At 40.9% G+C, this 15,088-nt stretch carries 12 protein-coding genes, 1 other RNA gene and 1 other annotated feature; of the genes, 2 read left to right on the top strand and 11 right to left on the bottom strand.

Features of this window, described 5'->3' with window-relative positions; genetic code table 11:
* Positions 1-518 precede the first annotated feature (518 nt).
* The 4 genes from mnmA to A5N88_RS00995 form a co-directional block, all read right to left on the bottom strand.
* Positions 519-1,634: a tRNA 2-thiouridine(34) synthase MnmA gene (gene mnmA / locus A5N88_RS01010; RefSeq protein WP_066261958.1), complete on the bottom strand. Its 1,116-nt coding sequence runs from the start codon at positions 1,632-1,634 to the stop codon at positions 519-521.
* Between the two features lie 9 nt (positions 1,635-1,643).
* Positions 1,644-2,798: a cysteine desulfurase family protein gene (locus A5N88_RS01005; protein ID WP_066261956.1), complete on the bottom strand. Its 1,155-nt coding sequence runs from the start codon at positions 2,796-2,798 to the stop codon at positions 1,644-1,646.
* Positions 2,799-2,860: 62 nt separating this feature from the next.
* The gene (cymR, locus tag A5N88_RS01000) at positions 2,861-3,280 is read right to left on the bottom strand and encodes a cysteine metabolism transcriptional regulator CymR (RefSeq protein ID WP_066261953.1); all 420 of its coding nucleotides are present in this window, start codon (positions 3,278-3,280) and stop codon (positions 2,861-2,863) included.
* Positions 3,277-3,945 (bottom strand): YczE/YyaS/YitT family protein, encoded by a 669-nt coding sequence (locus tag A5N88_RS00995; RefSeq protein WP_066261949.1) that lies wholly within the window; start codon positions 3,943-3,945, stop codon positions 3,277-3,279. The genes cymR and A5N88_RS00995 overlap by 4 nt, the downstream gene beginning before the upstream one ends.
* Positions 3,946-4,419: 474 nt before the next feature.
* Here A5N88_RS00995 and A5N88_RS00990 point away from each other — a divergent pair, with 474 nt between their 5' ends.
* A complete protein-coding gene (locus tag A5N88_RS00990) occupies positions 4,420-5,697 on the top strand; it encodes a replication-associated recombination protein A (RefSeq protein ID WP_066261947.1) in 1,278 nt (425 codons plus the stop codon).
* Positions 5,698-5,878: 181 nt separating this feature from the next.
* Here A5N88_RS00990 and A5N88_RS00985 read toward each other — a convergent pair whose 3' ends face one another.
* The 7 genes from A5N88_RS00985 to A5N88_RS00955 all read right to left on the bottom strand — a co-directional run bounded on the left by A5N88_RS00985 (position 5,879) and on the right by A5N88_RS00955 (position 13,390).
* On the bottom strand, positions 5,879-6,778 hold the full coding sequence (locus tag A5N88_RS00985; protein WP_412733843.1) for a DUF2705 family protein: 900 nt from the start codon (positions 6,776-6,778) through the stop codon (positions 5,879-5,881).
* 52 nt (positions 6,779-6,830) lie between these two features.
* Positions 6,831-7,745, bottom strand: coding sequence for an ABC transporter ATP-binding protein (locus A5N88_RS00980; RefSeq protein ID WP_066261941.1), 915 nt, complete (start codon positions 7,743-7,745; stop codon positions 6,831-6,833).
* A gap of 389 nt (positions 7,746-8,134) precedes the next feature.
* Positions 8,135-8,899 (bottom strand): tRNA threonylcarbamoyladenosine dehydratase, encoded by a 765-nt coding sequence (locus tag A5N88_RS00975; RefSeq protein ID WP_066270101.1) that lies wholly within the window; start codon positions 8,897-8,899, stop codon positions 8,135-8,137.
* Positions 8,900-9,346: 447 nt separating this feature from the next.
* A non-coding RNA gene (ssrS, locus tag A5N88_RS00970) (6S RNA) lies at positions 9,347-9,534 on the bottom strand.
* A 110-nt stretch (positions 9,535-9,644) separates the two neighbouring features.
* Positions 9,645-11,432 carry an aspartate--tRNA ligase gene (gene aspS, locus A5N88_RS00965; RefSeq protein ID WP_066261937.1) on the bottom strand — a complete coding sequence of 596 codons (1,788 nt, stop codon included), beginning with the start codon at positions 11,430-11,432 and terminating at the stop codon, positions 9,645-9,647.
* Between the two features lie 2 nt (positions 11,433-11,434).
* Entirely contained in the window at positions 11,435-12,715 is a 1,281-nt protein-coding gene (hisS, locus tag A5N88_RS00960; RefSeq protein WP_066261935.1) for a histidine--tRNA ligase, read from the bottom strand.
* Positions 12,716-12,913: 198 nt separating this feature from the next.
* Positions 12,914-13,143: a binding site (T-box leader), on the bottom strand.
* 70 nt (positions 13,144-13,213) lie between these two features.
* Positions 13,214-13,390 (bottom strand): RNA polymerase subunit sigma-70, encoded by a 177-nt coding sequence (locus tag A5N88_RS00955; protein WP_066261931.1) that lies wholly within the window; start codon positions 13,388-13,390, stop codon positions 13,214-13,216.
* Between the two features lie 161 nt (positions 13,391-13,551).
* On the opposite strand from A5N88_RS00955, the gene A5N88_RS00950 reads away from it, so the two are divergent.
* Entirely contained in the window at positions 13,552-14,826 is a 1,275-nt protein-coding gene (locus tag A5N88_RS00950) for an N-acetylmuramoyl-L-alanine amidase family protein (protein WP_083952967.1), read from the top strand.
* Positions 14,827-15,088: the final 262 nt, after the last annotated feature.

Genomic DNA, 15,088 nt, shown 5'->3' with positions numbered 1-15,088 from the left:
TCTTTGCTTTGGATTAGTTGAGCTTACTTTATTGGCTGGTTTAAGAGGGCTATTTGGGAATTGTATTTTGGAAGTAAGCGTTATGTAATATCGGCATACAGCTCTGCAATAAATTATTTCAATCACAGCCTGCTTTTTCACACAGTTTAATCGTTTTAATACTACAAAGGCAGGAATTTCATATTGTAAACATGTAATGAAGTGGTTTGAAATGGAGAACAACAACTTGTACTGCCTTAATCCGGAGAAAACTGAACGTTTTCGGGTAAAACAAGAGTATAAACGGGTTAAAACGATGACTAATCGGGTTAAACAGGTAAAAAGAACCGATTCACTTAATTATTTTAGCCCATTAAAGCGCTAAAAGGGTCAGGCCCCTTTATTGCTTTAATGGGTTAAAACACAACAGAGACTACATTGGTTGCATCCTGTTTTCAATAAAAGCTTTTATACTTAACTGCATAAAAAAGCCGACTCCCGCAATCTGCGGTGATCGGCTTTTTTTGACCTACTTTGTTTTAGCCAACATACATAAGTTGTTCGTTTTTGCTAAACACTTTATCAATCGTTGCTCCGCCAAGACACTCGTCTCCGTTATAGAATACAACAGCTTGTCCTGGAGTGACAGCGCGGATTGGCTCAGCAAAGATGACTTCCACTTCGTTGTTAGGAAGAACCTTCACTGTTACGTTATTGTCTGGCTGGCGATAACGGAATTTTGCCGTGCATGTAAATTCCTGTGGTACTTCCCTGTTGGATACCCAGCTGGTATTTACAGCTGTAATGGAATCGGAATAAAGAGATTCATGGTCGAATCCTTGTTCTACGTATAGAACGTTTTCCTTTAAATCTTTTCCAACAGCAAACCATGGCTCTCCTGAACCGCCGATTCCAAGGCCGTGCCTTTGGCCAATCGTATAATACATCAAACCGTCATGTGTACCCATTGTTTTACCGTCTAATGTTTTCATCGTTCCTTGCTGAGCTGGAAGGTATTGGCTGAGAAATTCCTTGAAGTTTCTTTCGCCGATAAAGCAAATACCTGTACTGTCTTTTTTCGTTGCAGTGGCCAAGCCTGCTTCTTTGGCAATTTCCCTTACCCTTTTCTTATCCATGTCTCCAATTGGAAACATAACTTTTTCTAATTGATGCTGTTGAAGCTGATTTAAAAAATAGGTTTGATCTTTATTTTCATCAAGGCCTCTCAGCATTTTCACTTCGCCATCGCGTTCTTCCACGCGGGCATAATGTCCTGTAGCCAGATAATCGGCTCCAAGATTCATCGCATGCTCTAGAAATGCTTTGAACTTAATTTCTTTATTGCACATTACATCTGGGTTTGGTGTTCTGCCCGCTTTATATTCATCAAGGAAGTAAGTAAATACTTTATCCCAATATTGCTTCTCAAAATTCACGGCATAATAAGGGATACCGATTTGATTGCAGACCCGGATGACATCATTGTAGTCTTCTGTAGCGGTACAAACCCCAAACTCATCTGTATCGTCCCAGTTCTTCATAAAAATGCCGATAACATCATACCCTTGCTGCTTCAGCAAATATGCTGCTACAGAAGAGTCGACACCCCCTGACATTCCTACAACCACCCTTGTATCTTTAGGTGCTTTTGTCATTTATCTTCCCTACTTTCGATTCTTGCTTTGAAAACGCTGAACAATATTTGCCACTTGATTGGCAGCTGTTTCAATTTGATTCAATGTATTATTTAATCCGAAACTAAAACGGATAGAATTCCTTAAACGATCAGATTGCTTTCCAAACATGGCCACAAGGACATGTGATGGTTCAATCGAGCCTGCCGTACAAGCAGAACCGCTCGATACTGCTATTCCGGCCAAATCAAAATTGACTAGCAAAGATTCAACATCTGTACCAGGAAAGCTTACATTTAAGACATGAGGCAAGGACTTGCCGATATCACCATTAAGGAGGAACTCAATATCGTTCTGTTCAAAAATTTCTAGCATCCTGGCTTTAAAATTTCGGAAAATCTGCTGTTTTTCGCCCATCGTTTCTTGGGCAATTTTCACAGCTTCAGCGAAACCGGCTATGGATGCAATATTCTCTGTGCCTGCCCTCCGCTTCAATTCCTGTTCACCGCCAAAAATCCTCGGAGCTACTTTTGTTCCAGTCTTAAAGTACAAAAATCCAATTCCTTTCGGCCCATTAATTTTGTGGGCAGAGACAGATAGAAGATCCACACCTAAATCGTTCACATCCAGCTTTTCAATTCCATAAGCCTGGACTGCATCAGTATGGAAATAAGCCTGGTGACTTTTTAAAAGCTCTCCTATTTCTTTTATTGGCTGTATACTGCCTACTTCATTATTGCCATACATGACGGTTACCAGAACTGTATCTTCTCTTAAGGCGTTCTTCACATCTTCAACAGACACAAAACCTTTATCATCCACATCAAGATAGGTTACCTCATAACCCTGTTTTTCAAGATACTCACAGGTATGAAGAACTGCATGATGCTCAATGGCAGTTGTAATGATATGCTTTCCTCGGGACTCCGTCGCTTCCGCCACCCCCATGATGGCATAATTGTCAGCTTCTGTTCCCCCGCTGGTAAACACAATTTCATTGAAACTTGCTCCTATGCTTGATGATATGGTCATTCTGGACTCGTCCAACAAACGCCTTGCATCTCTCCCATATGAATGAATGCTTGATGGATTGCCAAATGACTCATTTAATACAGAAACGATTGAATCGATCACTTTTGGATGAACAGGCGATGTTGCCGCATGATCAAGGTAAATTCGTTCCAATCGGAATCACCTCTATTTCTAAATATCTTAAATGTAATTATCCTATCTTACTCCTATGCAGGTTAAATGTAAAACATATAGCCTTCTGTTTCACCATCATCCTGGTAGTTAGCCAGATCTTCTAGTGTCGTGCTGTCCAAAACGTCTTTTACAGCATCCCGTATCCGCATCCACAATGACCTTTTTACAGGCTCCTCATCCTCAATTCCTTCAACAGGACTAATCGGCCCTTCCAGTACTCTTATCACATCACCCGCTGTAATATTTGCGGGCTCATCCGCAAGAATATAACCGCCATATGCACCCCGTATACTCCTTACCAATCCTGCATTCCGCAATGGAGCAATAAGCTGCTCTAAATAATGCTCAGATAGATCGTGAATCTGTGCAATTGTTTTTAAAGAAGTAGGCCCTTCACCATATCTCTTTCCTAATTCAATCATAATTGTAAGCCCATAACGGCCTTTTGTAGATATTTTCACAACATTTCACCCCGATTGATAACTTTCTTTTCTTTTCGTTTTTCAGCCATGGCAATGCACGCATCTGTAGCCTTTTGGGATGCCGGCAGCGTATATCCAATAATAGTCCCTGTTACAAGAGAAACAATGATGGTTCCATATGAGACAGGTCCGCCCATGAGCCATCCAATCATCAGCACAATGATTTCCATACCGCGGCGGACATGGGAAATTTTCCAGCCAGTCTTTAAATGAACGGCCAGCATAAAACTGTCTCTCGGCCCTGCACCCAGCTGTGCTGAAATATAAATCCCCATTCCAATTCCATTAATGATCAAACCGGAACCAAACATAGCAAGCTTTCCCTCAAATGAAGGAGGTGTCGCCATGAAAGGTAATCTAAACAAGAGATCCATAAATATTCCAACAAGAAGCATATTTAAAAACGCGCCCAGTTTTGGCCATTCCTTCATTAGCGTAGCAGATAACACCAAAATAAAAAAGCCTGCAATAATCGACCAGGAGCCAATACTTAAACCGAAATGGTGAAAAAGACCAACGTGGAGCACATCCCATGGACTTGCACCTAAATCAGAGGTTATAAACAAGTCAAGACCAAATGCCATCACCAGCAGGCCAATTCCAAAAACAGAAAAGCGTATCCGTAAATTGCCCTTGTTTTTCATTTATCCCGCCCCGTTTTTCCTTTTATCATTCATCAATGTCCCTATCCCGAAAGGAAAAGCTCATCATATAGATATTTTCATTTATGTGCCTCTTCATGATTCTATCGTTAAAATGTTTGATAAATACTCTTTTTGTAAACTTTGCGCTAAAAAAGTGAGTGAAACAAAAGGTTCGTTTACGAAAAAATGCCACGAAGACTGATAGCATACTGATTTATCCAATGTACAATAAGCAACAATTTTTGCGAAAACAGCCTTAAAAATAATAATTGTAATGTACCCCCTCGTTTGAGGAATTCAATTAATATAAGCCATCTATATGAATTTTTAAATCACGGAAAAAACCATTCGTTCATTTCCATTTGCATGGATTTAACTTTTGACATTATAGCATAGAACACGAGTTAAATGCATAACGGCTCCCAATTTGATATGATGAATATACGATTAATGTTACAGTTTGGAGAGAACAAAATGAGTGTACAGCCATTGGCATACCGTATGCGTCCAAAATCCATTGAGGAAGTTGTCGGGCAGGAGCACCTGGTGGGAGAAGGAAAGATTATTCACCGCATGGTAAAGGCAAAACAGCTCTCTTCTATGATATTATATGGACCCCCTGGAATTGGAAAAACCTCCATAGCAAGCGCGATTGCAGGAAGCACGCAATATGCTTTTCGGAAATTGAACGCGGTGACCAATAATAAGAAAGACATGGAAATAGTAGCAGCTGAAGCAAAAATGTCAGGAAAAGTCATTTTACTGTTGGATGAAGTTCATCGGCTGGATAAGGGAAAACAGGATTTTCTGCTGCCTTATTTAGAGAATGGCATGATTATCCTAATTGGGGCAACCACCAGCAATCCGTACCATGCAATCAATCCGGCTATCCGCAGCCGCTGCCAAATATTCGAGTTATACCCTTTATCTACCGAGGATATGGAAAAAGCACTGGTCAGAGCGCTGAAGGATGAAGAAAGAGGCCTTGGAAAATATTCTGTAGAGCTGGAACCAGGTGCTTTGGAGCATTTTGCACAGGCAAGCGGAGGAGATGTGAGAAGTGCTTTGAATGCCCTTGAATTGGCCGTTCTTTCGACGGAACCAAATGATAATGGCTCCATTTATATTTCGGTTGAAATAGCAGAAGAATGTCTGCAGAAGAAAAGCTTTTCTCATGATAAGGATGGCGATGGCCACTATGACGTCATGAGCGCGTTTCAAAAATCGATTCGGGGAAGCGATGTAAATGCCGCCCTTCATTATCTTGGGAGGCTTGCTGAAGCTGGGGATCTGCCTACAATAGCCAGAAGGCTTTTGGTTATTGCGTACGAGGATATCGGCCTTGCCAGTCCCCAGGCAGGTCCACGTACCCTTGCTGCCATTGAAACAGCAGAAAAGCTTGGTTTTCCAGAAGCGAGGATTCCGCTTGCCAATGCAGTTATCGAGCTCTGCTTATCACCAAAATCGAACTCTGCCATTGTGGCCATAGACAAGGCGCTTGCGGATATCAGAGCAGGCAAAAGCGGTGAAGTTCCCCTGCATCTAAAAGATGCACATTATAAAGGGGCTAAACAGCTGGGGAGAGGAATCGAATACAAATATCCTCATGATTATGAAAACGGCTGGGTTGCACAGTCCTATTTACCAGAGACGTTAAAAGGAAAAGCCTATTATGAACCGAAGAAAACCGGAAAGTTTGAACAGGCTCTTGCGATTGTTTATGACAAACTGCTTAAAAATAAGAATCGATAAGCTTTTTTCCTAAGCTTTTAAAAAAGAAATATTACAGGATAAGGGGATTATAACTTATTGATTACGAAAAGATGCCACTAGTACAGATAAACATACGGATTTATCCTATGTTCGAGTAGCAACACTCTATGTGAAAACAGCCGCTGATCTCCTTCAGCGGCTGTTATTTGTTCATATTCGGTTACGCGGCTACATCCCTCTTCGTGAAAATCCCGAATGCAAGAAGATGGAACACTACAAAATAAATGATAAGCATGACAATGGAAAAGCCCATGGTCATTCCGGATATAATTGGATTGCCATCAAAATACTGTGTTAAGTCTGTATTGGCAAATAGGATGTATTTGGCCCAATCGTATTTTTGTGCGATGGCTACAGTGACTGTCGTTCCCATAAACAAAAGAAAAATGGAAATTCCGATTGCAAGGGAGCTGTTCCTGAATACTGCAGAAATCATAAACGCCATCGTAGCAAGCATAACAATATCGATTGATTTTAATAAATATGTTTTTATAAGAAAAAGAATAATATTCTGTTCTTCTACATGTCCATTGACATATGCGAGGTGAGTATTGCTTGCAGTCCCTCCTCCAAAAAGAATGGCTCCTATAATTCCCGAAAAAACAAATAAAACAGCTAACAGCAGAAGCCCGAATAGTATAACGGTTATGTATTTTGATAAAAGGATACGAAACCTTGAAACCGGGCGTATCAGCAATAACTTAATGGTCCCCCAATTAAATTCGCTCGCTACAATACCCGCAGCAACTATGATGGTAAATAGGCCTGTAAAGGAAATGAGCGTAATGTTAGCATTGATGAAGGTCCAGACCGAATTCTCATCCGGGGACATATTATGATCCAAACGATATTGATTGAGCTCCAAATCCTTTTTTGCATTCTGCAATTCATCCTTGGGTACGGAAGAAGGATTTTTTTGACTTGCAGTAATAAGATCTTGATCATTTTTTACTTGCTCAATAGCATCCTGTTTCCAGGCATCTGACTGTGTATGGCTGGAAGCATACATTTTTGTAAGGATTCCTGTACCGATTACCCCGAGTATAATCAACGTAATCATGACATAGGTGCCGGGACGTTTAAAAATTTTGATCCATTCGTTTTTCACAAGATTAAGCACTGTGTTCTCCCCCCTTTTTTGTTACCTCTAAAAATCTTTCTTCCAGTGTTTTTGATACGGCTCTTACTTCATACAGATTCAGTCCATTTTGAACAATCAGGCGGATTAGGTCCGGCACTTTCTCTTTTTCCATTTCCACTTCTATTCCGCTTTCTTTTTTTACAAAAGGAAACTCTGTTAAAAATGAGAAATCAGTCTCTTGCTGAAACTCTAATTCAATATAATATTTTTGCTTTGAGTCCTGAACAAACTCCCTAATATTTTGAACTTCTACAAGTTTTCCAGATTGGATAATCGCTATACGGTCGCACATCATTTCCATCTCTGAAAGCAGGTGGCTGGATACAATGACGGCCATTCCCCTTTCCCTTGTCAAAAAGCGTAAATGATCACGAATCTCTCTAATGCCTGCAGGATCCAAACCGTTAGTGGGTTCATCAAGGATTAATACCTTTGGATCGTGAAGCAGGCATTGGGCAAGTCCCAGACGCTGGCGCATACCAAGGGAGTAGGTTCTTACTTTGTCGTGAATACGCTCCTTCAATTGCACCAGCTCGACTACCTCATCAATTTTTTCCTTAGTGATGCCTTTGATCATTCTTGCGTACTGCATGAGATTTTGATAGCCTGTCAGGAATTTATAAAGCTCCGGATTTTCTACAATCGCTCCAACATTCCCAAGCGCTTTTTCAAAGCTGCTTTTTACGTTATTGCCGCAAATCAGAATATCGCCTTCCGTAATATTCATTAAGCCGACAATCATCCGAATCGTGGTCGTTTTTCCGGCTCCGTTCGGTCCAAGGAACCCAAATACTTCTCCTTCATAAATATCAAAGCTCAATGAATCAATAATTTTCTTTCCTTTAATGACTTTGGTGACATTTTTTAGTTCTACTACAGGCTTCATTACTCTCTCCCCTATTCTTTCCCACATCATGAATGGGTGTTTAAAACCTTACAATACCCTCTTTAGACTACCTTAAGACTTCACGTCTTCTCAAGTGTTTAGCTCCACCCATTACAATTACTCCGATATCTTTCTGAATGAGACCTGGTTCAGGACCACATGAAACATGGTACAACACTCTAAAAATACACGTCAACAATTTTTTCCTTTTTTTCCATTTCATCCAATTACAGAATGGTTTATCGCTTTAAAGCACAGAAGGGGTCTGACCCCTTTTGTGCTTTAAAGTAAAAAAGCGAATAGACAATGAGAGATAAAATCAACCGCCCAGTTTCAAACCCAATAAAAAAACCGCCAAAACGACGGTTTGAGTAGGCAGCTTGCAGCTCCTATTTATCTTTTACACGTTTAATTTCAATTTCTTTAAGAAGGGTGTTAATAACATGGCTTGCCATAAATAAACCTACTGTCGAAGGAACAAAGGCATTGGATGATGGAGGCATCTTCGCCTTGCGTATCTCCGCGTTTTCGTTTCCAACAACCTTTCTGACATCTTCACGAATCACAATCGGGCTCTCATCAGAGAATACGACAGGAATGCCCTTTGTAATTCCTTCTTTACGGAGCCTTGTCCGAATTACTTTAGCAATAGGATCTGTGTGAGTTTTTGAGATATCTGCAATCCTTAAACGCGTTGGGTCAGTCTTATTGGCAGCACCCATGCTTGAAATAATCGGTATGCCGCGTTTTAAACATTCCTTCATTAAGTGGATTTTATACACAATCGTATCAGATGCATCCACGACAAAATCAGGTTTTAGGTCAAAAAATTCTTCATACGTTTCTTCCGTATAAAACATTTTTAACGCAATAACTTCGCAATCCGGATTAATATCCTTGATTCGGTTTTTCATAAGGTCAGCTTTTGGCTGTCCTACTGTAGAAAGAAGAGCAGGCAGCTGACGATTGATATTGGTGATATCAATATCATCCTTGTCAACAAGGATTAAGCGGCCGATACCGGTACGGGCAAGGGCTTCGACTGCAAAAGAACCTACACCGCCTATCCCTAATACGGCAACTGTTGTATTGCTCAGAATATCCAGACCTTCTTTTCCAATCGCTAATTCATTTCTTGAAAACTGATGAAGCATATGTATCATCTCCAAACTATCTATTTTACCTTGATAAGAATAAACATAATCAACGGAAAATTCAACACGCTCTCCTTTACGTGTTCCTCTTCCATTTAAATAATGAGGAGCCTTTTTAATTAGCTTCTCGATAAGAAGACATCCATTTTTTATTTTGGCTCCGTTAGTCTTGCCTGTTGAATCCGCTGCAGGCACTCGCTTTTCTAAGCAGGAGGCTCTCGACTCTGCTTCAATCAGCATAAATCTTTAACAGAGACCGTCATGCTAATCAAATTCGCACCATTGCACATGAAAATATGTTCGTTCTCCTATAGTAGCTTTTTTTGAAAGAAAAAATCTTAAATAAAAAACTTTTAATAACACCTATAAGGAAAGCTTGTTTTTATTTTCCCACTTAAACAAAATAAAACCCTCTATATAAAGAGGGTGTGAAAGGCAAAAAAAATGACAAGACCCAATCGTGCCGTTGCAAACCCTAGTGTTTTGAACCCGCTCTTCAGCAGGTGGGTGTTCTGTTTCAGATGTTATACGTCCTCTTAACAAAGGCATGTATGCGATCCAAAAACTCCAAACTCCCGTATACACCATGTTCGGTCAAAACAATTGGGTGTAAAAAACGTACACATCAGGACTCGTCGTCTTAAAGATATATTACCACTATTTTGTCCCGTTATCAACCTAAATTAACTGAAAACTTTCAACCAATCTCGACAAACAAAAGATTGCCTGAATTGAGCGGTTTATCTTAACAGTTTTGCTTTTGCTCTTTTTTAATCGCAAGAGCTAAATGTAATTCGTCTAATTGTGCCCCGCTCACTCCACCTGGTGCCTCTGTCAGCATACAGCTTGCACTTGCCGTTTTTGGAAAAGCAATGGTGTCGCGGAGATTTGAACGGCCTGCCAATAACATAACAATCCGGTCAAGGCCAAGAGCAATTCCTCCATGCGGCGGTGTACCATACTCAAATGCTTCTAACAGGAATCCAAATTGCTCCTGTGCCTGTTCTTTCGTAAATCCTAAAACGCTGAACATTTTTTCTTGAATGTCACGTTCATAAATACGGAGAGAACCTCCACCAAGCTCATATCCATTTAATACTAAGTCATAAGCCTGTGCCTTTACATCCTGAGGATTTGTTTCAAGCTTGTCCAAATCTTCTCTTGCCGGCATTGTGAAAGGATGGTGGGCTGCAAAGTAACGGCCTGCATCTTCGTCATATTCCAATAGCGGCCAATCAGTCACCCATAAGAAGTTAAATTTCGTTTCATCAATGAGGCCCTGTTCCTTCGCTAATTTCAATCGCAATGCACCTAGTGCATCTGCCACAACAGACTTTTTATCAGCGACGAAAAGGAGAAGGTCACCGGCTTCTGCGCCCATTACTTCTCTTAAATGCTTGAGTTCTTCTTCTCCAAAGAATTTGGCAATCGGTCCTTTTAACTCATGAGCTTCAGCTTTTAACCAAGCAAGACCCTTCGCACCATAAACCCCTGCAAACTCAGTTAATGCGTCAATATCTTTTCGTGAATATTTATCGCTTGCCCCTTTTACATTGATGGCTTTTACTTGGCCTCCACCTGCAACAGCAGCAGCAAATACTTTAAATCCTGAATTTTTGACCAATTCAGAGAGGTCGACTAATTCCATTCCAAAACGAGTATCCGGCTTATCGGATCCATAACGGCTCATTGCTTCATCATAGGTTAGACGAGGCAGCGGAGTTGGAAGATCTATTCCTTTTACATCCTTTAACAAACGTTTCATCATTCTTTCCGTCATATCCATGATGTCTTCCTGGCTGTAGAAGCTTGTTTCGATATCAATTTGGGTAAATTCCGGCTGGCGGTCAGCGCGCAAATCTTCATCACGGAAACATCGGGCAATTTGATAGTACTTATCAAATCCTGCAACCATCAACATTTGTTTAAAAAGCTGCGGGGACTGAGGCAAGGCATAGAACTCTCCAGGATGCACACGGCTTGGCACTAAATAGTCACGTGCTCCTTCAGGAGTGCTTTTAGTAAGCATTGGTGTCTCAACATCCAGAAACCCTTCACCGTCCAGAAAACTGCGGAAGGATTTCGTTACATCGCTTCGCATTTTAAAGGTTTCAAACATAACCGGGCGGCGAAGATCTAAATAACGATATTTCAAGCGGATGTCTTCAGCTACATCGGTTTTATTCTCAATCATAAAAGGAGGAGTCTTTGCCTCATTGATGATGGCTGCCTCCTCAACCTTAATTTCAATCCTGCCCGTTTTGAGATTAGGGTTAATGGTTCCCTCTTCACGTGCTACAACGGTTCCTTTAACATCCAGAACAAACTCATTTCTTGCCTTTTCCGCAATTTTTAATGCTTGTTCTGAAACATCCGGATTAAAAACAATTTGCACGATTCCAGCACGGTCTCTTAAATCAATAAAAATAAGTCCGCCAAGGTCGCGCCTTTTTTGCACCCATCCCTTTAAAGTAACTGTTTCTCCGATATTTTTTTCTGTCACATCTCCACAATAATAAGTACGTCCAAACATCCTTATACCTCCCCAGTTGATATCTTCTTAAATTCAGAAACAAAATCACTTAATGACATTTCGGTTTGACTGCCAGTTTCCATATCTTTAAGATTGATGACATTTTTCTTGATTTCATCCTCACCGAGGATTGCTACGAACCTGGCTCCTGTTCGATCAGCCGCTTTTAGCTGGGCTTTCATTTTCCTGTCAAGGTAGTCCTTTTCTGCAGAAATGCCTGCTTTGCGTAGCTGCTGGAGTAATACAACTGCGTAATCCTTCGCTTCCTCTCCTAATGAAACAATATAACAATCTACTTTTGTTTCATCGTTAAAGGAAATGCCCTCGATTTCAAGGGCTGCAATCAGCCGCTCAATACTAAAAGCAAAGCCGATGCCCGGGGTCTCTGGTCCGCCCATTTCCTGAATCAGACCATTGTAACGGCCGCCTCCACATAGAGTAGTGATCGCACCAAAGCCTTCTGCATTGCTCATAATTTCAAACGCAGTGTGGTTATAATAATCCAGGCCGCGCACAAGCGTTGCATCCACTTCAAATGGAATTTCCAGTGCTGTCAAATAGGATAAAACTTTTTCAAAGTATTCTTTAGATGCCTCATTTAGATATTCCAATATGGATGGGGCTGTTTTCATGAGTTCGTGATCGCGGTCTTTTTTACAATCAAGAATTCTCAGCGGATTTTTTTCCAACCTGTTTTGGCAATCTCCACAGAATTCATTAATCCGCGGTTTAAAATGACTGATGAGTGCATCTCTATGCGCAATTCTGCTTTCTTTATCTCCAAGGCTATTAATAACAAGCTTAAGATTTTTCAATCCCAGTTCCCTGTAAATCTCCATTGCAAGAGCAATCACTTCCGCATCAATGGATGGTTCCTGTGCACCAAGTACCTCTGCACCAAACTGTACAAACTGGCGGAAACGTCCTTTTTGCGGTCTTTCATACCTAAACATCTGTCCATTATAGTAAAGCTTGACAGGCTGGTTCGGATTTCCAAACATTTTATGCTCGACAAAGGACCTTGCAACAGATGCTGTTCCTTCCGGCCTAAGTGTCAGGCTTCTTCCTCCGCGGTCCTCAAACGTGTACATTTCTTTTTGGACGATATCAGTTGTGTCTCCAACACCTTTTTGAAAAAGCTCTGTATGCTCGAAAATGGGGGTTCTTATTTCTTTATATTGATATCTGCGGCAGATGTCCTTCACTACTTCTTCAATATACTGCCACTTTTCTACTTCTCCAGGCAAAATATCCTGTGTTCCACGAGGAATTTGAATGGCCATGGTAATCCTCCTTCAGTATGTAACGATATAAAACAATTCTCTGTTTAGCTTAACAGTATAACATCACTGCAGGCATTCGCTATTTAGGCCGCTCAGGAGCACTGAGCCTGCCCCGCAGAAGTCTTGCGCTTTTCTGCAATGATCAACAGGCTTTAACAGCGCCAAAAACAAAAAAACTCTCAGTCCCTTGTCATTAAAACAAGGGACGAGAGTTTGAATCCCGTGGTGCCACCCTAATTGAAGCTACTGCTTCCACTTAACAGCTAACGCCTGTTCGCGTCCATCCCCTACTAAAGAAAAAGATCCTTTTTCAGGGCGAAACCTCTAAAGTGTTCATTCATTAAGACATCATGTGAAATGCTTTCAGCCTATGGCACTTCTTCTCTTTCATGTGTTTCTTAATTACTGTTCTTTGTCATCGGTTATATGTATAAGATGCCACTTTATTTATATAAATGATACGAGGCTCTAAACCTGTTGTCAACCCCTAATCATTTATTATGACCTTTCAAGCTTCTTTTTTAGCAAGCGGACTTCTGCAAGGGATAATCCAAACTCTGACGCCAGATCCAAAGAAGTCATCTGATTCTCCCTCTCTATAAAATGATGAAAGCTGGTTCCATAAAAGTGTGAGGTGCCATTGTGGACCATTTGCTTCTTTTCATTCGATCTCATCCTGCATTCTCCTTTTTCAGCGATTGGATAAATGCTCTTCCAATTTCCCTATTAGCATTGCCCATAAGACCTATTTTCTTTCATGAAAAAAGGAGTTTTGTTTTTTTTCAAGAATATATAATGGTCAAGGCTGTCATTACAATAAAAAAGGTGGTGTACCGGTGGGAAAGAAAATGCTGCATCTCCTTGTCATCATTCTGCTTGTGGCGGCAGGGAATATGTATAATTACGCCAAAACAAAAGCCGATTCCGAACAAGGAATCATCAACTCGAATGGGATCTATATCCGTACAGGTCCAGGTCTGAACTATTCAATCAGCCAAACAGCGAGTAACGGAGAGGCCGTTTCCATACTTGAACGAAAAAATGGATGGGTTAAGGTAAAATATGGTAACAATACCGGATGGATCGCGGAGTGGCTTGTAAGTTCAGCAATAAAAGGAAGCTCTTCCAATTCAGCCTCCTTCGCAACAGTAATAGCTGATCAAGTACGGGTTCGGCAAACCCCTGATCTCCAATCCAGTATTTTAACCTCTTTAAACCTAAATCAGCACGTTACTGTAATCACGGAAAATGGTGATTGGGCCAAGATTCAGGAAAATAGGATCATCGGATGGGTGTCAAAGGATTTCCTAAATATCCAGTCAGCTACTCAAATGAATACAGCAGGAATGGGAAAAAGCGGGAGTGTTACGATTTTATATAACGGGACTAATTTACGGGCTGAGCCCTCCAGCCAATCCGATGTCGTTGCCAGAGCAAACACCGGGGATACATTTCCTATGGAAAGTCAGAATAATCAATGGAATAAAATTAAGCTGCCAGACGGAAGCAGTGCCTATGTTGCTTCCTGGATTGTTTCCACATCAAGCCAACTGAATTCCCCACAATCCAAAAAAGGCATTAAAGGAAAAACCATTGTGATCGATCCGGGCCACGGCGGCAGCGACAATGGAACAACAGGAGTAACTGGTACGCTGGAAAAGTTAATGACACTGAAGACCGCTGAATTATTATCCAGCAAGCTAAAAAATGAAGGGGCAAACGTCATTTTAACGAGAAATTCGGATGAGTATGTTTCCCTTGACGCACGGGTGGCCATTTCAGTAATAAACCATGCAGATGCTTTTATTGCCATTCACTTTGACAATGATTCCGATCCAAGTGTTTCAGGCCATACTACCTATTATAATCATCAAAACCAGAAGCAATTAGCAGAAGCCATCGACCAGGGAATTTCAGCAAATGTATTAATTCCGGACAGAGGAGTCCGATTCGGAGATTTCCATGTCATTCGGGAAAACCCTCAGCCGGCTGTCCTGCTTGAGCTTGGTTATTTAAGCAATCCTGAAGATGAAAAAACGGTTAATACCGTGGAGTACCAGGAAAGTGTGACAAGCGGAATTCTTGATGGCGTCACCCAATATTTCAAATAGGATTTTTTCCTAAATAGACATCTTATGTACTCTTTTGGTATTCAGCTCAAATGAGCAATTATTACTAAGAAAAGCGCAAGGCGCACAGCCTTAGGAGAAAAACATAAGACAATCGTCTTGAATGTATGCCTTTTAAGCTTCTAGACGACTGGGCTTATGGACATTAAGCCCAGTCGTAACCCTTCAACTATAGCTAGCCAGAGACTTCTTTGGTTACATAATTAACTTAATATAACATTTTATATGTATCAAAAAAGAGAGC

It is taken from the genome of Heyndrickxia acidicola (assembly GCF_001636425.1).
GTDB lineage: Bacteria > Bacillota > Bacilli > Bacillales > Bacillaceae_C > Bacillus_AE > Bacillus_AE acidicola.
The sequence above is the reverse complement of the archived record's forward strand: the minus strand, read 5'-3'. Positions and strand labels throughout refer to the sequence as shown.